This is a genomic window from Bradyrhizobium sp. CCBAU 45389 (assembly GCF_028128625.1).
In the GTDB taxonomy this organism is placed as follows: domain Bacteria; phylum Pseudomonadota; class Alphaproteobacteria; order Rhizobiales; family Xanthobacteraceae; genus Bradyrhizobium; species Bradyrhizobium liaoningense_B.
The window spans coordinates 129211-150050 of the sequence record NZ_LBIY01000083.1; the positions used below are offsets into that span (position 1 = coordinate 129211).

The 20840-nt window shown below is 58.8% G+C and carries 18 protein-coding genes and 1 tRNA gene; 6 read left to right on the plus strand and 13 right to left on the minus strand.

Annotated elements, in window-relative coordinates; genetic code table 11:
• Window positions 1-174: 174 nt before the first annotated feature.
• On the minus strand, window positions 175-1773 hold the full coding sequence (locus XH79_RS14405) for a GMC family oxidoreductase (protein WP_271582102.1): 1599 nt from the start codon (window positions 1771-1773) through the stop codon (window positions 175-177).
• A 121-nt stretch (window positions 1774-1894) separates the two neighbouring features.
• Window positions 1895-3364 carry a coniferyl aldehyde dehydrogenase gene (locus XH79_RS14410; protein ID WP_271582103.1) on the minus strand — a complete coding sequence of 490 codons (1470 nt, stop codon included), beginning with the start codon at window positions 3362-3364 and terminating at the stop codon, window positions 1895-1897.
• A gap of 309 nt (window positions 3365-3673) precedes the next feature.
• On the opposite strand from XH79_RS14410, the gene XH79_RS14415 reads away from it, so the two are divergent.
• Window positions 3674-3750 (plus strand) — tRNA-Met (locus tag XH79_RS14415).
• A 201-nt stretch (window positions 3751-3951) separates the two neighbouring features.
• Here the strand turns inward: XH79_RS14415 and XH79_RS14420 are convergent.
• On the minus strand, window positions 3952-4821 hold the full coding sequence (locus tag XH79_RS14420; RefSeq protein WP_271582104.1) for a tyrosine-type recombinase/integrase: 870 nt from the start codon (window positions 4819-4821) through the stop codon (window positions 3952-3954).
• Between the two features lie 41 nt (window positions 4822-4862).
• Between XH79_RS14420 and XH79_RS14425 the strand changes: the two genes are divergently transcribed.
• A complete protein-coding gene (locus XH79_RS14425; protein ID WP_271582105.1) occupies window positions 4863-5123 on the plus strand; it encodes a hypothetical protein in 261 nt (86 codons plus the stop codon).
• On the opposite strand, the gene XH79_RS14430 is transcribed toward XH79_RS14425, so the two are convergent.
• The 3 genes from XH79_RS14430 to XH79_RS14440 all read right to left on the minus strand — a co-directional run bounded on the left by XH79_RS14430 (window position 5120) and on the right by XH79_RS14440 (window position 6529).
• A complete protein-coding gene (locus XH79_RS14430; protein WP_271582106.1) occupies window positions 5120-5308 on the minus strand; it encodes a hypothetical protein in 189 nt (62 codons plus the stop codon). The two genes, XH79_RS14425 and XH79_RS14430, sit on opposite strands and share 4 nt — an antisense overlap.
• 117 nt (window positions 5309-5425) lie before the next feature.
• The gene (locus tag XH79_RS14435) at window positions 5426-5920 is read right to left on the minus strand and encodes a hypothetical protein (protein ID WP_271582107.1); all 495 of its coding nucleotides are present in this window, start codon (window positions 5918-5920) and stop codon (window positions 5426-5428) included.
• A 66-nt stretch (window positions 5921-5986) separates the two neighbouring features.
• Entirely contained in the window at window positions 5987-6529 is a 543-nt protein-coding gene (locus XH79_RS14440) for a hypothetical protein (protein WP_271582108.1), read from the minus strand.
• 371 nt (window positions 6530-6900) lie between these two features.
• Between XH79_RS14440 and XH79_RS14445 the strand changes: the two genes are divergently transcribed.
• Entirely contained in the window at window positions 6901-7692 is a 792-nt protein-coding gene (locus XH79_RS14445) for a hypothetical protein (protein WP_271582109.1), read from the plus strand.
• A gap of 123 nt (window positions 7693-7815) precedes the next feature.
• Here XH79_RS14445 and XH79_RS14450 read toward each other — a convergent pair whose 3' ends face one another.
• The gene (locus XH79_RS14450; protein WP_271582110.1) at window positions 7816-7947 is read right to left on the minus strand and encodes a hypothetical protein; all 132 of its coding nucleotides are present in this window, start codon (window positions 7945-7947) and stop codon (window positions 7816-7818) included.
• 51 nt (window positions 7948-7998) lie between these two features.
• A complete protein-coding gene (locus XH79_RS14455; RefSeq protein ID WP_271582111.1) occupies window positions 7999-8154 on the minus strand; it encodes a hypothetical protein in 156 nt (51 codons plus the stop codon).
• An 858-nt stretch (window positions 8155-9012) separates the two neighbouring features.
• Between XH79_RS14455 and XH79_RS14460 the strand changes: the two genes are divergently transcribed.
• Window positions 9013-10890 carry an ATP-binding protein gene (locus XH79_RS14460; protein ID WP_271582112.1) on the plus strand — a complete coding sequence of 626 codons (1878 nt, stop codon included), beginning with the start codon at window positions 9013-9015 and terminating at the stop codon, window positions 10888-10890.
• A 53-nt stretch (window positions 10891-10943) separates the two neighbouring features.
• Here the strand turns inward: XH79_RS14460 and XH79_RS14465 are convergent, their stop codons facing one another.
• The 5 genes from XH79_RS14465 to XH79_RS14485 form a co-directional block, all read right to left on the minus strand.
• Window positions 10944-11150: a hypothetical protein gene (locus XH79_RS14465; protein ID WP_157785245.1), complete on the minus strand. Its 207-nt coding sequence runs from the start codon at window positions 11148-11150 to the stop codon at window positions 10944-10946.
• Between the two features lie 26 nt (window positions 11151-11176).
• A complete protein-coding gene (locus XH79_RS14470; RefSeq protein WP_271582113.1) occupies window positions 11177-12502 on the minus strand; it encodes a type IIL restriction-modification enzyme MmeI in 1326 nt (441 codons plus the stop codon).
• 258 nt (window positions 12503-12760) lie between these two features.
• A complete protein-coding gene (locus XH79_RS14475) occupies window positions 12761-13633 on the minus strand; it encodes a GIY-YIG nuclease family protein (RefSeq protein ID WP_271582114.1) in 873 nt (290 codons plus the stop codon).
• Window positions 13634-13702: 69 nt separating this feature from the next.
• Window positions 13703-14863, minus strand: a complete 1161-nt coding sequence (locus tag XH79_RS14480; protein ID WP_271582115.1) for a restriction endonuclease — start codon at window positions 14861-14863, stop codon at window positions 13703-13705.
• Between the two features lie 1507 nt (window positions 14864-16370).
• Complete coding sequence (locus tag XH79_RS14485) at window positions 16371-17810, minus strand: OpgC domain-containing protein (RefSeq protein WP_442869953.1); 1440 nt, start codon at window positions 17808-17810, stop codon at window positions 16371-16373.
• Between the two features lie 797 nt (window positions 17811-18607).
• On the opposite strand from XH79_RS14485, the gene XH79_RS14490 reads away from it, so the two are divergent.
• Entirely contained in the window at window positions 18608-19153 is a 546-nt protein-coding gene (locus XH79_RS14490; RefSeq protein ID WP_271582116.1) for a hypothetical protein, read from the plus strand.
• Between the two features lie 688 nt (window positions 19154-19841).
• Window positions 19842-20162, plus strand: a complete 321-nt coding sequence (locus XH79_RS14495) for a hypothetical protein (protein ID WP_157785244.1) — start codon at window positions 19842-19844, stop codon at window positions 20160-20162.
• The last annotated feature ends 678 nt before the right edge of the window (window positions 20163-20840 follow it).

Genomic DNA, 20840 nt, shown 5'->3' on the forward strand with positions numbered 1-20840 from the left:
CTGTTGTTGTTTGAAAGCGATCTTCTCCCAGCGTCGTCCCGGCGAAGGCCGGGACCCATAGCCACCAAACGTCGTTTGGCGAATACTCGGAGTTACCATCCCGCGCCGCAACTCCTCCCTGTGGTTATGGGTCCCGGCCTTCGCCGGGACGACACCTGTTGAGATACCGTCGCGCTAACTCGCCCGCATCTCCCCCCTGATCATATCCGCCGCCTTCTCCCCGATCATGATCGTCGGCGCATTGGTGTTGCCGCCGATCAGCGTCGGCATGATCGAGGCGTCGACGACGCGCAATCCCTCCACTCCGTGCACCTTCAGCGCCGGATCGACCACGCCCATCGCATCCGTCCCCATCTTGCAGGTGCCGACCGGGTGATAGACGGTGTCAACGCGCGCGCGCAGAACGCTGCGGATGTCGTCGTCGGTTCTCACATTGGATGTGAACATGTCCTTTTTCTGCAACGCGCGCAGCGCCGGCGTCTCCATCAGCCGTCGCGTCGTCTTGAAGCCGGCGACCATGGTCTCGAGATCCTCCGCTTCACCCAGAAAGTTCGGATCGATCATGGGGGCTGCGAGCGGATCGGCGCTTTTCAGCCATACGCTGCCGCGGCTCTTCGGTCTGAGCAGGCAGAAATGGCATGAGAAGCCCGCCTCCTTGTGCTTCTTGCGGCCGTGGTCGTCGAGCATCGCGATGACGAAGTGCAGCTGAATGTCCGATACGTCGAGGTGGGGCTGCGTCTTCAGGAAGCCGCCACACTCGGCGAAATTGGTGGTCATCAGGCCGCGTCGCTCCCTGCGGTACCGCTGGATCGCGCGCAGCAGGGATGGCAGCCGTCCCAGTGACGCGTGAACGAAGTGCGGATAGTCGGAGGCGTAGACGAACACGAAATCCGGATGGTCCTGAAGATTGCGCCCGACGCCCGGCAGGTGATGCACGACGCCGATGCCGTGCGCGGCAAGCGCATCCCCGTCGCCGACGCCCGACAGCATCAAGAGCTGCGGTGACTGGAAGGCGCCGGAGGCGAGGATCACCTCGCGGCGGGCGCGCAGCTGCTTTTTCTGCTTGCCCTGCACATATTCGATGCCGACTGCGCGCCCACCCTCGAACAGGATTTTCGTGGCGTGCGCCCCCGTCTCGACGCGCAGATTCGCGCGCTTGTCCACGTGGGGCTGCACATAGGCGCGCGCCGCGCTCCAGCGCTCGCCATTGCGCTGCGTCACCTGGTAGCTGCCGAGCCCTTCATGGTCCTCTTCATTGAAGTCCTCGCGGATGCGAAACTGCGCCTCGCGCGCAGCCTGATGGAAGACGTCGTGGATTGGATTCTCCGAGCGCAGTCTGTTGACATGCAGCGGGCCGCCCTTGCCATGATACGCGCCGTCGAAATCGGCGTTGTGCTCCGAGCGCTTGAAGTAGGGCAGCACGTCCGCATACGACCAGCCGGAATTGCCGAGCGCGGCCCAGTGGTCGTAGTCCCATTTGTTGCCGCGGATGTAGACCATCGCGTTGATCGCCGAGGAACCGCCGAGGCCCTTGCCGCGCGGTTGATAGCCGATACGGCCGTTCAATCCCTTCTGCGGCACGGTATCGAACGCCCAGTTGGCCGCGCGGTACGGCAAAGCGAGCCCGAATGGCGTGGTGATCCGCCAATTGTCGTTCCGCCCGCCCGCATCGAGCAGCGCGACGGACGTCGCCGCATCCTCCGACAGCCGGCCTGCGACGGTGCAGCCGCCGGAGCCCGCGCCCACGACGACGAAATCGAATGTGTCGGCCAATGTTGTTTCCCCCTTTGCATTTTCTTCTCGTCATTGCGAGCGAAGCGAAGCAATCCAGACTGTCGCCGCGGAGGGATTTCTGGATTGCTTCGCTGCGCTCGCAATGGCGGCGTTGTTCCCCCTACGACATCAACCGCATCAGCTTCTCCAGCCGCGCGATCTTGCCGCCATAGGGCGGATAGAGATCGGCGAGGCGGTTGAACTTCGAGCGATAAAACACCGGCTTCAGCTTGCTGAACGTGCGAAAGCCCCATTCGCCGTGATAGACGCCGGTGCCGGACGCGCCGACGCCGCCCATCGGCTGGTTGATTTGCGCAAAATGAAACAGGCAATCGTTGACGGTGACGCCGCCGGAGATCGTGCGCGCCAGCACCTCGTCGCGGGCAACGCGGTCCTTGCCGAACCAGTACAGCGCCAGCGGCCGCTCGCGCGCGTTGACGAAGGCGATCGCCTCCGCCGGCTCGCGATAGCCAAGCACCGGCAGCACGGGGCCAAAGATCTCCTCCTGCATCACCGCCATCGCTTCGGTCGCGCCGATGACGAGCGTCGGCGGAAACTTGCGGTGCGCCTTCCAGTTGGGATCGTCCGCCTTCGCCGGTTGCAGGATCTTTGCGCCGCGCTGTGCGGCATCGGCCACGAGTCCCTCCAGCCGCGCATAGTGACGGTCGGAGATGATGGAGGTGTAGTCCCTGCTCGCGGGATCGGTGCCGAACATGCGCCGCATCTGCGCGCGCACCTTCTCGGCGAAAGCCTGGACGGAGGTTTCCGGCACCAGCACGTAATCCGGCGCGATGCAGGTCTGCCCGGCATTGAGCAGCTTTCCGTAGGCGATGCGCTCGGCGGCCTCTTCGAGATCGGCGGAAGCGTCGATGATCGCCGGCGACTTGCCGCCGAGTTCGAGCGTGACTGGCGTCAGATTGCGTCCCGCAGCCTCCGCGACCAGCCGGCCGACCCGGGTCGAGCCGGTGAAGACGAGATGATCGAAGGGGAGGCCGGCGAAGGCTTTCGCCACGTCGTCCTCGGTGCCGGTGACCAGCAGCTCGGTCGCATCGAACTTCGCGGCCACCGTCTCCTTCAGCAGCGCGGAAAAGTGCGGCGCGAGCTCGCTCGGCTTGATGATGACTAGGTTGCCGGCCGCGAGCGCGCCGATCGCCGGCGCGAGCGTCAGCTGCAGCGGATAATTCCAGGGCGCGATGATGCCGACGACACCGAGCGGCTGCGCCATCAGCCGGTTGCGCGCCGGCAGGAATTGCAGCGCGGTGGCGATGCGCTGCGGCGCCATCCAGCCCTTCAGGTGCTTTGTCGCATGCCGGATCTCGCTGTAGACCATCATGGCCTCGGCGATGGTGGTCTCGACCGAAGAGCGGTGGCCGAAATCGGCCGAGATCGCCTGCCGGAAGCGTTCTTCGTTGTCGGCGACGACGCTGCGCAGCCGCGCCAGCCGGTCGAGCCGCTGGGCCAGGTCAGGCGCTGGTCCCGTCCGCGACCGCGCGACCATGGCATGGAAGCCATCCTCCAGCGCTCCGACCGCAGCGCTCGTCAGGGATCGGTCCAAGGAACGATCCAAGGGACGATCCAGGGTGTGGTCCATGGCGCTCTCCCCTCGAAGGCGTTTGTCCCGCTTTTTGTTGCCGCAAGCTGGCCCTTTGCGGAACTTCTGGCAAGTCTACGGCAAATCGACCGGAATCCGGTCCATCTGCCTGTCATAAAGTCGAAAAAAACGTCCCCGCAGCCCTTTCCAAAGGCAGCCCGCCTTGATACATACCCCCCGCACCCGACGGGCTTTGCCCCGGGGTTGTCTTCCAAGGAAGCCTTTGGACCGGAAGAGGAAAGCCACGCGAACAGCGCCGGCCCTCATCCACCGTCCCCGGCATTTTACGAAGGCTAAGCAACGGTTTAACGCGGGGTGGAGCAGCCCGGTAGCTCGTCAGGCTCATAACCTGAAGGTCATAGGTTCAAATCCTATCCCCGCAACCAAGTAAGGTCCTGTAAGGACAGCTGAAAATCAAAAGGCCGCTCTGCGGGGCGGCCTTTTATTTGGCTGGAATCGCCACCGAGTCGCCACGGTGATCCCGATGTCGTACCGCCGGTTCGAATCCTGCCGGGATCGCCACTACCGACATTTTCCGTGGCGATCTCAATGTCTTGGCTTCTCGTTAGTCACCGTTTTGAAAGCGGTTAGTCACTCGATGTTGCCGCTTTGGTCTCCGGCGCATTCGCCAACTTCATCATAGCGGCATCGGCGGCCCGCTCCTGATCGACTTCGTCGAGATACTCCTGCACCTGATCCAGCGAGCAATGACCGGACACCGACATCAACTCGACGCCGGTTGCTCCCGCGTGCGCCAATGCCCGCAGTGCAGCCTTACGCAAGCCGTGGGCGCGATAATTTCGGGTCCGGCCATCGTCGCATAGGACCGGCTTCAAACCGGCCGCCGTGCACCAATCGGCAAACTTGTTTCCGAATGCAGCCGCCGACGCGAATGGCCTGCCGTAATCGTTGGTGACGAAGGTCAGCACGCCATCGGCTCTCGCGTCCTTCGGCATTGCGTCCAGCGCGGCTTGCAAGCTCGGCATGATCCTGATCGACAACATCTTGCCGGTGGTCCGCAGCGTCTTGTGAGGCCGCCAAGTGAGCTTGCCATTGCGGTTATGCTGCTGTCCGATCAGATGGGCATCGTGCCGTCGGGCGGCGATGTTAAGCAGCAATTCGAGCGCGACCCGGGCAACAGTGCCGAGCGCGTGGCGCTCCCGATATTGCTCGATCTGCGGTTCGAGCCATGTCATGTGCCCCATGCTCTTGGGGCCGTCCTTTTTGAGAGCCTCAATGGCTTCGGTCGGATCGTGCGCCAATTCGCCTTGCGAGATCGCAAACCGGATCAGGAAACGGACGGCTTTGAGCCTGTTCTTCTGAGCATTGGCGGTCCTGCCTTCCAAAAACTCGGTGATGTTCTTTGGCCTGATTGTCGCAAACCGGTTCTCGCCGTATCGGCGGCCGCTCGGCGTCTTGAATTCCCGGAAATTATCCATGATGCGATGCGCCGCCAAGTGTCGCGCGTGTCCTTCGCCAACCCCTTGGCGAAAACATCATGTTTGTACAGAGCAACGGCCACAGCATCGACCGTTCCCGCCTTGGTGCGGCTCGCGCCGATCTCAGCCACAGACATCGCGCCGCCGGTCCTTTCGAGCAGCGCGTGATACATTTCCATGAACTCGGGCGATCCTGCGCGCCCCTTGATCGTGACGCGCTTGTGGCCCTTACGGCGAAACACATGCCGCCGTTTGCCACGAACGTCGGTAACGCTGTTAACGAAATCCAATCTGATCTCAGCCATTTTCCCCTGCCCTAGTCCCACTCATCCGGTTCCTGATTGGTGTTATCTGCATCTCCAGCCTCGTTCGGCTTGCCGATATTGACGCGGATCGTGCCGTCGCGCGTGACTTCGACGTTGCGGACGTGCAGGCCGGTCGATTGGACCGATTTGACGGTGCGGGTGATTTCGCGCGGTCGGGCGCGCCACGGTCCTGTACTCATGTCCGAACCTTTGGGATTTCCGGGCGCACGCAAACTGCTTCTGCTTCGCCAAAGTTGTCAATTCGACCCAAAGCAGATTTCCCGATAGAGCGAACAATTTCCCGATAGAGGAGCCCATCATTCGGCTGCCTCCGCTCGCAGGGTTGGATCAGCGTTACGGTCGGTGTTACGCTCGCTGTTACGGTCAGCGTTGCGGTCGCCGTTACGGTCTGGCTCGCCGTTACGCTGTCGCTCGCGAAAGCGGCGCATGCGAGCGGCGGCGGTCCGATCGCGGCGGATGTCCGCCGCAGCGGTCGGCGCGGCTTTTTCGGCCTCGCCCTGGCGCTGCCTATTCGACGGCCAGAGCGCCACCGTCGCGTCGAAGATCGCGCCAGCAAGCTTCTCGGCCTCGTGACGCGGCAGGATGATCAGATGATCGCCTTCCTCGTTCCAAGCGCCTTGCTGGCGGATGACGACGTTGTCGTTTCCGTCGATGTAGACGGCGGTGGCGGCCACTGGCTCCACGATCACGCAGGGATCGTCCCATGTGAAGGGAACGCAATCGTCGGGATTGATGTCGGGCTTGCGCTCGTCGCAGGAAGGGGCCATGTTGTCATCTCTCTCGCCGGTCATTTGCGTTGCCCGATGGTGGTATCTACACGGATCGCCCGCGTCGCTCGGCACAAGCGGCGCGGGTTTTCAGTTCTCCCAAAATTCGGTCAGATCAATCCGCGCTTTTGCTGCGCGTTGACGCATTAGGGCGGCGGCACGTGTCAAGCTAACAGCAATGATGTCGCGTGCATTCGGATGTTCGTTGACAATTTCCCTGAGAGTGCCAACCGCGCGCTTCTGCACGGGTCTGTTCTTCGCCTTAGCTTTATCACGTGCCGCGCCGTGCCAATCGATCAGCGCGAGCAGTATATCTTGCGACGGCTTTTGACCGGCTACCACCTGCGCGCTCGTTGCAGAGATTTCCGGCCAGCGGTCAAACATATCTCGCCCGTATGCGGCAATCCGCGCTGCGCTCTCGCGCGACATTTCAAATGTTTCAACGAGGTGGTTTGCTACGATCAAATACAGTGCTCCGCTCGCCTCGAAGCCGCCCTTGTTCGCGACCTCGTCGGACAGGTCCAAATTGGGCACAGTGGGAAGCTGATCTCGCCTTCTGAGAATGCTGTATTGCTCGATGCTGAGACCCGCCAAATCGCAGTAGTCACTGCGGCTAAGAAATTTGATGCCCATACTTTTCTCCCACGGACAACTTGTCCGTACAACGTTCCAGTGGTACGGTCAAGTTGTCCGTGGACCCTTTGTGGTGATATGACAATGAGCAACGAATACGTATCTACTCCGTCGGCTGGACCACCTATCGCCGCTGCCGAAACCGATCCTTTCCTCCTCGCCCGGACAGGCGATGAGGCCGATCTACTGCCGCAGCAAGCTGCCGACAGGCTACGCGAGGCGCGGCAGCACCGCGACGATCAGCACGCCCTGATCCGCGCGGCGGTTGAGGAAACGCACATGTTGCGTACTGAAATAGGAGAGCACCGCGCTCGGCTGTCGCGGCTGCGCGCCCCAAGAGGCATAGGGGCCACGATCTTCCGGAGGACGATTTGCGTGTAGTTGACGAGCAACGCCGCTTGGATCGAAAGGTCGGCGAGCTAAGGCGATGCGACGAGTTGATCGAGGAACGCGGCGCACGCTGGAATATTTTGAGCACGTTGGTCAGAAGTGCCGAGAACTGGATCCGAAATGTGCCAGCCGGAACAGCTATCGTGATGCATCCGCCGATGGAAGCGGAATTGAAGAAGGGCGAGGACCTGCCAAACGCGATCGAGCGCTATCGCGATCGCGGTCGCGGATTAGAAAGCAGTCTGCATCGCATCCGTTCGTCATCCTGGCCGTCTGTCGGTGTGAAAGAGCAAGCGCGCGAGTTGATCGATCAGTTGGCAGGAGGCGGCGCGCCTCGCGTTGACCAAGCGATTGCACATGGCAGGCAGATTTCGTTTCCGACGCGATCCTATCAAGTCAAAATCTTCAACGCCGATCCGAGCGCGGTCGGTTTTGCCGAGCTGCCAGACGTACTCGGTCTTTTCGCGTGGCTGCATCGGGACGCTCTCATCGAGGCACTTAACCGCGCGATCGATCAGGCTGCCGATGACACGAATGCGCTAGCTGCTGAGCAGCGCCAGAAAGCCGAAGCGCAGATTTTGGATGATCTCTTGTCTGTGCAAAGACAAGAGGTCGAACTAGTTTGGAGAGCACAAGTCGGTGGATCGACAATCATGCAACGCCCGGATATCGATCCGCGCGCGCTGTTGGGCGTTCACTTGATCCCTGCACATCAGCGCGTGCCGCGCGAGGACGAAGGCCAATTTGGCCTCGTTCGCCACGTGGGCGCGTAAATTTTCGAGATGCGCCGTCGGTTTTGCGCATGGGCAGGCGGCGCAGTTGGCGCGGCGGGCGGTGCTGCTTCCTGTCCGCCGCGCATCTGTCGAGTGCAGTTGGCTTTCAAACCGGCAGCGGCCTCAATTCATCTTTTGGCGGAGCTTCTTGATCATCTTGCGGAGGTCGGCCGCGTACTCCTCAATGATGCGCAGAGCCTCGTCCAAACGCGTCGGCTTGCGATCGGGACGTGTCTCTGACTTGCGCTCATCCATAGCCGAGCTTTGATCCGAAAGCCCACTGACCATTGACTTAGATCAACAAGCCTACCGTTCCAACTCCCTCAAGATGCGATCCCGATCGTCGATATGGAGAAACTGCGTTTCCCGCATCGTGGTCAGCACCGCCCGTGCGCCCTCTGTGTCGTGGTGGTGCCGTTCCAGTTCGGCGATCAGTGCTTCCTGCTTGGCAAGAAGCTTCACGCCCCCGCAATGTGGCGCTCCGCTATCGCTAGGTGTTCTTGGAGCATGGCACGGTCCATGGGCCATCACACGACAAAAACAGGCCGCCGCTCGATTGAAAAAGTGGTCCGGAAGCAGGCCAGCACCGGGGCCTTGGCAGGCCGCCAACTGCGCGGCCTTACTTTTCCTCACATCGGCTTTTACGCGGGACGATGGGTCCCGGAGTGGGTGGCAGCCGTACCTAAGCGACCGCCATTTGCCCTTTGTCCCGGTAAGTGGGTTGCGAGCCATTTACCGAAATCTACTGGCAGGCCTGCCCCCGGAGTAGCCTCCGCCGCTCGAACGCATAGACGACGTTTATAGCCCGAGCCGTTGGAGGTCCCCCTCGCTCAACACCACGTCCGCGAGCCGCAATCCCCTTCTGCCACGTCCGCCGCCGCGTCGCCGCACCGCTGCCGCGCGCTCTTGGGCATAGGCTCCACGGAACAGCGCGAGAAATCGCACCCGATCAGGTCGCGAAAGCACCCGCCATGCCCGCCACGCCCGTTCTAACTCACTCATCGGCCCTATCCCGTTGAATTCGCGATATTACCGGATGCAGCAAAGTCGGAAAAGAGCGGGGCCAAATACGCCGAAAGGGGGCCGTCGCGCGTCCCCGCGTCTCAAGGCCCGTTTCGGAGGACCCGGCAAAACGCGGACACAAAATTCCAGAGTGGCCGGGATGGCGCATCGTGGGTGCGGGGCCCGACAGCGCGTCGCCGTCCCAATTCGTCATCGCTTCTTTTCGGTGGATTGGAGCACGTTTCCGTAATTCCACGGATACCCGCATTTTGAGGTCTCTTATTAGGATGCGCCCCTTAGTTGTACTTGGGGCCGCCCGTGAAATTGACTGCTTTGAAGCTAGAGAACTTCCGCTGTTTCGAGAATGAAATCTGCATTGAGTTCGACGACATCACAGCGATTGTAGGCCGAAATGACGTTGGCAAATCCACAATTATGGACAGCCTTGCGATTTTTTTCGATGAAGCCAAACTTGACAAGGACGACGCCTGCCTTTCGGGCGATCGCAAGGCGGTGCGGATAACCTGCGAGTTTGACGATCTTCCCGAAAGCATCATCTTGGATGCTGACTACGAAACCAATTTGGAGGCCGAGTATCTTCTGAACGTCCGGGGACGGCTTGAAATCCGCAAGACGTATGACGGCTCGCTCGCAAACCCTAAGATGACATCCGTCGAAGCTGTCGCCGTGCATCCTACGGTCAAAGGAATAAACGACTTACTGCAACTAAAAAAAGCAGATCTCCTCGCGCGCGCTGGCGAACTCGGGATCGACCTCACGAATGTGAATAAGCAGGCAAACGCACCGATCCGCGCTGCGATTTGGAACAGCGCGGAGGCGCTAAGACTGGACTGGACATGCATTTCCTTGGAGAAGGAAGGCGGAAAGCAAATTTGGTCCGCGCTCGCACGATATCTGCCATCCTTCGCTTTGTTCAAATCTGATAGGGCGAGCACGGATCAAGATGCAGAAGCGCAGGATCCACTAAAGGCGGCCATTCGCGACGCGCTCAAGGCTGTAGAACAGGATTTGGCTAAAGTTCAGGCCCATGTCGAAGCGGAGGTCCGCAGGATCGCGGAGGCTACCGTCGAAAAGATCAAGGAGATGGACGCATCCGTCGCAGAAACGCTCGATCCAGTAATAAAGACCAAAAATTGGGACACGCTGTTTCAAACTAGCATCACAGGTGACGAAGGTATCCCGCTCAACAAGCGAGGGAGCGGCATCAAGCGTCTCGTGCTCCTGAACTTCTTTAGGGCGAAAGCTGAGCGGGCTGCAATCGAAAAGCAAGCAGGGTCAGTCATCTACGCAATCGAGGAACCCGAGACGAGCCAGCATCCGCGAAACCAACGCATGTTGATGTCTGCACTCTCCGATCTATCTGCAACAGCCGGGCGGCAGGTATTCGTGACCACTCACACGCCGATGCTGGCGCGCGGGCTGCCCGATGCGTCTCTGCGCTTCATTGAACGTCAGCCGGACGGCAGTCGGAGCATTGCGACCGGTGGGCCTGACACGAACGCAAGGATCGCACAATCACTAGGCGTTCTTCCGGACCACTCGGTCAAGCTCTTCGTTGGCGTTGAAGGAAAGCACGACATTGCGTTCCTTAAGGGCATGAGCAAGGTACTCAGGGCCGACGGAGTGGATGTGCCGGATATTGATGCGCTCGAGATTTCCGGTGAACTCATCTTTTTCCCGTTTGGGGGCAACAATCTCGCGCTTTGGACGTCCCGACTTCACCCCCTGAACAGGCCCGAGTTCCACATCTATGACCGCGACAACCCACCGCCGCAGCCCGGAAAGTACGATACATTTGCCGCCCAAGTGAACGCGCGTGATCGCTGTTCGGCTGTCACGACCAGTAAGCGTGAAATGGAGAACTTTCTTCACCCGGACGCCATTCTGGAAGCCTACCAACACCAAAACATAGTAGTCACATTCGGAGCGCCGTTCGCAGACTTTGACGACGTTCCCACGCTTGTTGCGCAGGCTGTGCACAATGCCACGGGTGGTGCGCTCTGGCCCGCCGATGACCCGCGTAAGTGCGCAAAAAAGACATCACAAGCGAAAACGCAGCTCAATACAGCGGCGGTTTCCAAAATGTCCCGCGCCCGTCTTGCTCAGTGCGACCCCGGAGATGAAGTAATCGGCTGGCTCAGAGAAATCGGAGAGCGAGTGGCGCAGGCGCAATAGGCGAGCCGGTGCTTTCAACGTGTTCGATCCGGAGCGCCCGCGACGCGCGGCGCTCAATCGCGCAGCGCATCGGCTGTGCCACCAGCATCGATCTCGTGCTGCGCAGCGACAGCGAGTTTCAGCAACTCTTCATTGAACGCCCTGACGGTCTCCAGATGCGCTTTAGATGCTTCGATCGAGTTCGCTTCCAAGGCGCTCTCGACAGCGCTCTCGATGGCATCGGCAATCAAGATCAAAGTGCCCGGATTAAGAGTTGCCATGATCTATGCCGTTAGTGCTGTTTCGGCTAGGAGTTTATTTCGATCCCGAGCACCGCTTCCGGCCCAACGGCGGGGGCTTGCCGGGTCAATCCAAGTAACTCGGCCTCGATGTTCGCGCGATGCTCGATATCTTTGAGGGCGAGGAGCGCCAAGTAAAGGAAATTTCCCGAACCACAAGCTGGATCAAGCACTCGAAAGCTTCTTAGACGGTCTAAGAAGCCGATGAACAGGCTCGACGCCAAGCGTCTCGAAGTTTCCTCCGCCCGCCGTGCCGCTGCGAACACCTTTCTGGCCTCCGACTGTTTGCCGGGTGTCCGCTGCTGCGCTTCTGCGACATCAGACATCGCTTTGGCGATTTGTGATCGCGTCTCCTCCCATTCGGCTAACCACGGCCTCACAATGACCGGATTGACGATCATCATGATCTTTTCCCGATCTGTGTAGTGTGCGCCTAACTGCGAACGCTTGTCGGGATCGAGGCCCCGCTCAAACAGCGTGCCGAGAATGGATGGATCGATTTCGGCCCAATCCATGTTAGCGGCGACCAGGGTTATGCCGATGTCGTCTCGGTCAAGCGGCAGGGCTGTGTCGTCATTGAATAGTCCGCCGTTGAACCAAGCAACATGCTCGAAGCCGACCCGTCCTCCGGACTGCATCGCTCTAAAGAGGTCGCTCGCAAGCGACTGGAATTCTGCCGGGCGCGAGGATGCATGCTCCAGCATCCGCTTGAACATCTTGTTCGGCAGAAGATCGACGTCCTCCGCGAACATGCAGAAGACGAGCCGGTTGATAAAATGCGCGACCGTTTCGGCGGCATGACCTCGATCTCGCAAACGTTGCGCGAGCTTAGCAAATTCGGCAGCCGCTTCTTCTGTGAGGGTCTGGCGGGTCTTGCCCGGTTTCAAATGCTCAGGATCAGAGAACACCCATTTGAGCTTTTGCCGAACATTCGGCTCACGCAGATCGTCGAGCCCGAATTCGTGAACCGCCGAAACGCTGTTGGTCCAGTTGGTATGGATTTCAAACCGGTCCATGTCGCAGACGACCAGCAGCGGCGGGTTTTCCAGCGCCAGGGCGTATTGTTGCAGTTGCGCAAAGGCCGCCTTGAGGTCCTTCCGCTTGCCCTTGTACTCCCAACCGAAATGATTGCGCTTCCAGACGTCGGCCCAACCCTCGCCGCCGGTCGTCTTGGTCGCACCACGCTCAAAGGCGTACCACTCGCCCTTCGGATCGACGTCAGTCGGCGCTGGCTCGTCAAGCATTCTACACAGGTCGATAAAGTGGGATTGAGCCGCCGCCCTTTCATTAAGTTCGGCGTTTTTCCACTTTCGGATGAATTGATCGGGCGTCAAGACGGCGGTTCCCCAAATGGCCTGATCGGCATATGTCCCAAGAGTTGCATCAACGGCGGAGGATGAGCGTTGGTCAACCCCTTCGATCGGATTACACAAGAGAAACTAATAGCTGGGCTCCTATGAGCACCTTACAGGCCAATTGTCAGGCCCCTTCGTCCGACACATGCGTGACGAGCCGGAGGGCAATGGCCGCTGCAATACTCTGCATTGCGCTCCGCGTCGGTGGTCAGCATCGCAGGCATCGCCTTCGAGTGTCTAGTTGTCGTTGAGACCATAGGGCTGGCGCGTGTGAAGCCGCTCTTTCCAATTACTTTCGAGCCATTGAACTTCTTCGGGCGGCATCGTGGGGGAAACGAGTTCGAGGATGGTGAAACGAAAGTTTGTTGGGTCACGCTGCCGCAGCAGTCTGTTCCCGCCGTGCCCGGAGGTCCCATAGTTTCGCCATCTGCCCAACAGATTTTCCGCGCCATAAGCGGAGCCGACGTAGCCCTTTGCGTCCGAGCTATCGAAAATGTAGTAGATGCCCCGCCACTCGGCGAGCTTCGCCTGCCATCGCTTTGGCAAGATACTAAGTTGGCTCCAAGTAAGGTCTAGCTCGTTCCATTTCTGCATCGCTGTATCAAGCGCGCTGTCTTCGAGAACAGCATGAATTGACATCTGATTGCGATGGGCGCGCCGCCACCAAGATCGCTCCGGCGGAGGCCAATCCACAATTAGTTTGCCCTTCCATTCGGAATAGAAGTCGATCGACTTCAGGTCGAACCATAAGCAACTGGATCGGCTGCCTGTGACAAATCCACGCATTCCCAACTTTCTCAATTCGGCATGGGCCGGGACGCGCCAATATTGTGCCTGCGTGAGCGGCGTTGTTTTCCTGATTGCGAATGCGCCGATGAACAGCGCCTTGCCCGACCCGTGTCGAATGAATGAGGCCACGTGTTCTGCGGACAGCATGGCCTTCTCTACTTTTTCACCGTGGGTTTGTTGGTAGGCGTTGAACAAGTCTGGCCGATCCGCCGCCAACAGCGGAAACACCTTATTCAATTCGGGCTCGTTGGGACGATGGCGAAACACGATAACGCCACGCGGGTCGATCCCTTTGCCCAACAAAAGCTCGTTCAATTCCATGTGCCCGATCCATTTCAGTGGTCCGGAGTGGGACATTACGAGAGGCGCAGCGCCTGAAACGTCCACCCCCTACGCTATAGTTTTCTTCGTTCGAGCGTGAAACCGATCGATCCGTTTCGATGGGTCGTTGTGAAACAATTTGGGGACGTCGTGTCTCTTGGAGTACGGCGACAGTTCAAGCCAACGCCAAAAGCACGAGAACGGGCCATTCATTGGCGAAAAGGGAGCATAGATGTGCACGCCTTCGAATAGGTCGTCGCCAAGGTCATCAATGGCAACAATGTCCCGCAGCCTAATGCCTCCTGAGAACTTGAGCCATGCGCGGTTCTCTTCTGGTAAAGCATCCCAAGTTGCGCGAGCAACATAGTCGAGTTCATCGAGTTGCGTATCCTCGACCCTCCAATGATGGTGTCGGCGCATCGCAGGCACGCCATCGGCAGCATCCCATTCACCGGTATCGGGATCGAGAAACGCATAGGACCACGAAATGCTCATCTCCAAGCCGTTGTGGCTCAGAGTTTCGGGAGCAAAGACGCCCCACTTTGTCGGCCGCTCTCCCTCTTTAACGTGAGGGTATTCCTCCGCAAGCGGATCGCGCACGAGCACATCGGCAGAACTTGACATCACCGTTTTCTTCAATTTCCGTTTGGTGGCGATTTCGGCCCGTATCTGCGTCGCTTGACTACGCCGACGGATCGTCAGCGAAATGCCGAAGTAGGCAAACAGCAGATTGTCGTTCTTTGGCTGATAAAGCTGATCTTCCAGTTCGCCTTTGCCCCAAATCAGCGCCTCGCTGAGACCCTGATCCCGGCACCATGCATAGAAGGCATCGCGAGCCGCCTTGGAGAAGTCACTGGCCGCGGCAAAGATGATGCCGTGCAGTTTCTCTTCGGGGCCGAGCCGTATCTCTGTAAGATAACCCTTGAGTTTAGCGGGTGTGATCTTCCGCTCTCGCTTGCATTGGATCAGCCACAACCGATCCGGAATGCCGGGCTCTGCTGCCTCGTCTTCAATTTCATCCTGATCCAACGCAGGAGTTGCGTTCACCGCATCAACGATCTCAAGGGCGCGGGCATCAAAGCCATCATCCGAACCGGATCGCCCCGTCGCCTCAAGTCTCCGCCATGGACGAAATTCGTAGATAAGTTGCCGCACCAAATCCTCGAACCGCTTTGGCTCAAGGTCGGTGAACGGGAGGGGGTTATATGTGCGGGTCGGAGTGGCGTTCATCTGTCAGCAAGTATAGACCGCCGACGTAAGTCGTGAACACCCGATTGGGCCTTGCTCGCAACGAAATTGGGGGAAAGACGCGGCACCAGTGGCTTGCTAACCTACCCGACTAGGAGGCATGGCCGGGACTTTTGATTAGGTGGTAGCTGATCCCGCTGCCGCGCCTACATTCTCGGAATTGCCAAACCCAAGTCACTGCGGACGTATTCGGCACACGGCCTTACAAATGTTGGCAACACGAGACTATGCCAAGTCGTCGATCGTGGGGTGGTTGCCTTACAAGACCAATAACCGGGCTTATGCCATACGAACAGATCGTCACCGCCCTTGTACTGCCGACTATCGGCACAATGCGCTTGGAGCGTCTGCCTCACTTCCGCCTCCCATTCGTTAGGGAGTTCACGGTCGTGTCTTGCACAGACGGTTTTGATTTCGTGATAAATCTCGCCCAACGACATCATCCCACGCCGCTCCATTGCCCATACAAGACATTCACGCATAGTGGTCAGGCTCTGTCGCATTCCCTCTGCTCCTGCAACTGATCTGTGGGGAGAGACTTGGGCGGATCATCCTAACCATGGCCATTGGGAGCGGCCAGCATCTGCTGGCCGTACCGATTGCTACCACACTCAAGCGTCTCAATTGAACGATACGTTCCGATGATCCGCTTCTTGTCGTAGCGTTCCGCCAACTTGAACCGCCGTTGCTCCCTCGCACCATGAGGCCAAGGTGGTTTGCGTATGCCCGAACCCGTTGCTCTCGTGTCATGAGCGTGCTCCCCCCACGTCAGCCCGCCCAAGCCACGTCGTCGAGCCGATCGTCGAGCGGCGGATAGGTCGGGAAAGTCCGGCAATCGCTACCGCCGTCTTGAAAATCCCTAGTTTCTAGCGCTTTTGCCGCCCGCCGTTCCTCTCTCGACCTACGCCCGTTCGGTCAGCTACTAAAAGCTACCAAGGGCACTGATGACTACACTCGAAAAGCATTCATGGAGTATGGAAGATATAACTCCGTTCAGGATCTGCCCAGCTATTCTGGCCAATTTGATAACGTCGAAGAGGATGACGATTATCCTGATCCTGCTGACGACGACAGAGAGAGTTTGTGGATACAGAATCTACTTGAGTTGCGGCAGGGCGCGAGATTGGTCGCAGCCGAATTTAAGAAGAGCCGTGGTGCGGAACGAAGTGCACCGATCGATACCCTCGTGTGGATCGCCAGATTCGGCAGCGGTATGAGATCGCGGGTAGGACGGTCTCAATCTACACGGTAGACCTCAACGCGCCCTGGCAAGCAATCGACAAAGAGCTTCGCGAGCTCATGCTTTAAGAACGCGCCTTGCGTTGGCCGTCGAATGGGTTTTCGCCTTCAGATAGTCGGCAGCTTACGTCGTCCAACGGCTGAGTTCTTCCATAACAACTCATATCCGAATGCCGTCAGGTGCTGGTGAGAAAGCGGACGCGCCGCCGAGTCCGTTGCATCGTCCGCCCGTGAACCATCTGGCGCGACATCAGCGGTTTAATGGCCTGACCGGCGACGCGTTACGGCGTGCATCCTCTGCAATGAAATCGGATGTCATGAGCGGTTGTCGCTGCCCGGGTTTGGTCCTGATCGAGCTGAGCAGGGTTGCAGCCGCAATCATCACCAGGATGCCGACGAAACTGAGTGCGATCTGCATTGCAAGCTCATCTGAGATTTTGACCAGCGCTATGTGGCCGGCAAGCGCGAGCAGAACGCCGAGGCAATAGATTGCCAAGGGGTTCTCGCCGCAGCGGATCGCCCCGCGCATCGTCGGCGTCGACAGCCCTCGCCAATTGCGAGGCACGAGCCATACCACCAAGATCGCAAGGGCAATAAAATGCAGCAATCGCAAAGGATCGAGGTCCGATTTGCCCGCCAGGTAAGGCAACTTCGTCAGGATCTGTGGGACAAGCACCTCCGGTGGTCTGATGCTCCAACCCAATGCGATAGTCAGGCTGAAAGCCAGATAGAGAACGGCAAGTCCAAGCGCCAAGCGTGAACTCAACCGCGGCCAGAACTTCTTGCCCTCCGTGACACACCACGCACCGAGCACAACCAGCAACTGCCAAGCGAGCGGATTGAAGAACCAAGCGTTGTTCGGCCACGCCGGAACGGTCCAGCCGAAAAGATGCACCGACGCATAAAGCAAGAGCGAGGCGCCGAGCGCCACATTCGGCACTCGGAGCATCAGCCACAGCAATGGCGCGAACAAAAGATGGAAAATTACGAAGAGAGGCAAGACGTCGGTGTTGACAGGACGGTATTGCAGGATTGCCGCTTGCGCGAGCGTCGCTCCCGGATGTTCCAAGAGAATACGCGTATTGGTCTCGTCGGCAAGCCCGCCGCCGCCTGCGAGGTAAACCACCACGGCGCAAGCAAGAATGAGCAGCAGAAAAGCGGCGTAAATGTCCCAGCTACGTTGCAGTGTACGGCCGAGCACGCCCATCCATCCACCGCGCTCGTGCGCCTTACCGTAGGCGATCGCGCAGGTCACGCCCGAGGCGAACATGAACACTTCCGCGCTATCGCTGAAGCCGTAATTCCGCAGCGTCAGCCAGCTTCCGATGTTGTTGGGAATATGGTTCAGAAAGATGCACCAGAGCGCGATGCCGCGGCAAGCATCGATTCGTAGGTCGCGGCCGGGCATTTTTAGCTCCGGAAGCACGCTCGTCCTTGGCTTCGGGGGTGTCGCGAGCAACTCACGTTCGAGGTGTAGAAGCCGACCGAGCAACACCTCGGCATCGGGTCCAATCTCCGCCGGCGTTGGGCGAAAGTCAGTGTTCGGCGCGGCGCTATCGCGATGCTTGCCGAGGTCGACAGGCGCTTCACGCCATCGCATCGGCTCCCGGGCATCCGAAAGATCGACCGAACTGATCGTCACGATCTCGACTGAAGCGCAACAGGGTGGCGGCGCAGGCACCTTCGTCATCACCATGATCATTCTCGTAGATTGGCAACGAGGGGCCGCCGGAGCCACTAGCACACGGGCGAGGCCGCCGGGCGCAAGCGACGCCATTCAGCTCTTCGAGCGAATGCGTTCCGATTGAAAACTCAGTTGGCCTCCGCAGTGAGTGGAGAGCTCGGAAGCTATTTTTCTTTTTCTACGCTTCGTCGCCCTGGAGTAAAACTCCGCACCAGCGTCACAATCGGCACTCGCAACAGTGCGCTCTTCGTGCGCGAATAGCTATCTCTTTCTTTTTCTATTCTGGTCATCGACCAAAACCAGTCGTGAACTGGCAGCCCCCGTTACTGATTCCGATCGGCTCTCGCTCTCCAAGGCGTATGCTGTTGGGCTCGCGAGCATCATGCCGACCTCAGACAGTTCATCACGCAGCGGCTGGGCCACACTGCACGAAGAAACAGGTCTCCATTCAGAGTCTCCGGGCCTGATCACTCTAATCGGCGAGAGGTTAGGGCAAACTGACCTCTTGAAGTTCGAATACGACCTCGGTGGGTATCGCGATGAATGGCCCCGATGGGAAGTTATTCATTAGGTGCTCGAACGGAAAGGGCGTAGCTTGTTGGCTTGGCCGAGCGGATTGCTTGTCCGAGAGAGCTGCCCAAAAGCGGCGACGCACCGAAGTCGCCGCTTCCACAAATGGCAGCCCAGTGCCGTCGGTAGGCACATGTCATCCTGAACATTGATATTCAAATCGCATCACGATGCGCTCGGGCGGTGCCTGCGTGCGTTGGGCGAGCAATTGGAAAGCAAGAAAGGAGAATATCATGAAAATGAGCATTGCAGTCGTTTTTAGCGCTTTGTCGTTTGGGGAGAGAAAGTTGACGAAGTACGCCCGCGTCGCCGCTACCGCATGGTTCGGCCGCTCCGTGCTGATCAAATTGGCGCACATTCTCGAAAGAATCGGACTTGCCATGGTTGGGGCCGCGGGCGGTCTGTACGTGGCCGTAGGAATGATGCGCATGGACAATGATTTTTTTCGAAACGAATGGATCGTCTTGTTGATGATGCTTTACGGGGGCTTTGGCTTCTACGTGGGCATCGATCTGCCTAGCCGTCTTGCGCAGACAGTAGAATCCACCAGATCGGGAGAATGGAGCTTAGGCACCGACGCGGCGGCGATAGCTAGCGGGGCCGGAACTTTCTTGGCCGCGAGTGCGGTGTTTCTCTCCGTTGGCATCATTGTCTTTGACTACATCATGCGGGATGGATTCAGCGTTATGGTGGCATGCTGTTGGGCGATAGGCACGTCGTTTCAAATTGCTGCCGGCGCCATAGGCCGCAGCAAAGTCATCGTCGAGGATGGTCAGTGAGGAGCAAGATGTGGGGTAAAGATAAATCAATGTCGCTTTGGACGCCCGAGAAGCTAGACGAGAAAGCCAAGGCAGACGCTGAGAACGACAACTATAATCCGCCACATTCATGGTGGCCCGGCCGATACAGCGTTGGTACCGAAGCCCGCGACAAGTACGACAAAAGTTTTAATCTTCATCACAGCGACAAGGACGAGTGCTAGGCTGTCCCAATTCGCGTTCTGGCGAGATGGTCGAATTTGCTCAGATTCGGTACCGCGTAGGCGTTACAAAAACCCTGTCACGACAAGGCCCTGGGCATCTATCGGTGATGAGACCGTGACCAGTCGATCTCGTCTGCTTGCTTGTCTGAGACGGTAGTGCAAACGGGGCCGGAGCTTTTTCGGAGGCTGAGCTGACGATCGTCGAGCGCTATAAGCGCGACGCGCTTGAGAACGTGGACGGTCCCACGATCCTCAACTTGCTTGAAGGAATCGAGGACGAGAACAGACGACGGGGCGCCCCCGAGGGGGCGACCGATCGGGAATAGAACAGACACGTCTCTCGGGCTGTGCTATCGAAGCCAATGAGAGCAATTTCAGTTACAGGTTTTGTCCTGATCTGGGCCACGTCGGCAGCGGCTCAAACCGCCGCGCGACAACAGGTCCAGGACGAGCTGGTCACACGGCAGGCTATTGCAGGAATGACAATGAGCTTCTCGTTTCTCGGCTCAAGACCCTGTGTTAGCCTCTTCGATAATCCAGAAATTCGGCTAAAGGACGTTCCGCAAGGAGCAGCTTCAATCCTTGTGCAGCTTACCCAAGCCAATCGCGAATACGGCGGCCAGGAAGTGCGCCTGCCAAAGAATGGCATCCTTCCGGCTGGCGCTCTTCGCACGTTCGGCCCTTGCAACCCCGGTGTCTACCAATATGAGGTGACGGTTAAATCGATTGCTGGTGAAGTACTGGGACGAGCGCGACAATCGCGCACTTTCCCAGATGACAACGAGTCCAAAGCGGGGCCGAACTAGCGACCCTGAAGGGACAGAACGATTGTCGGCTATTGGCCCCGAATGCGAAGTTAGGCGGCGCCTGGAGTTGTCGGCTCATCGGGCTAGACCGGAAGCAACCGGCCGATCTTCCAAGCGGCGCTCGTGAGCCTTAGCTGACTTTGAGGCTCCCACTTGCACTTCCTTGAAGGGAGTGGACGAACCCGATGTGCCGATCTTACGATCTACTCCGATGACGAAGCCGGCGAAGCGACCCTCGTCCAAAAGGCCCTTAGCTTCCTGGATGGTTCCAGCTCAAGAAGCGCTGCCATCGCCGTTTCATTCCTTTCGGCTCTGGAGTTCGTTTACTCGACATCACGGCTGAGGCTCCGCCGTAGGCGTCGGTGGCTGAGGACGCACGTGCTCCCGCCTGCTAACAGGGAGCGATCGCCGTGGGCAAACCCCTTTTAGAAGACAAGAACTATTGGACGCGCCGACCGGGCGATCGCGCGCAGCCGGCAATTGGCAGAACAGCGGCTCGCAGTCCAAGAGGAATGTAGAGCGACAAGAGGCCCGCTTTGTCGCCAAGCGAGCCTCGAGAGATAGAAGTAGCTGAGTTGGCGTTTTGGGCGCTGTCCGGAAGGGAGTGGGCGATAGCAATAGCCCGAGCCTTATGGTGCTGTTGCCACTCGAAAGCGGACAAGATCTATACAGACAATA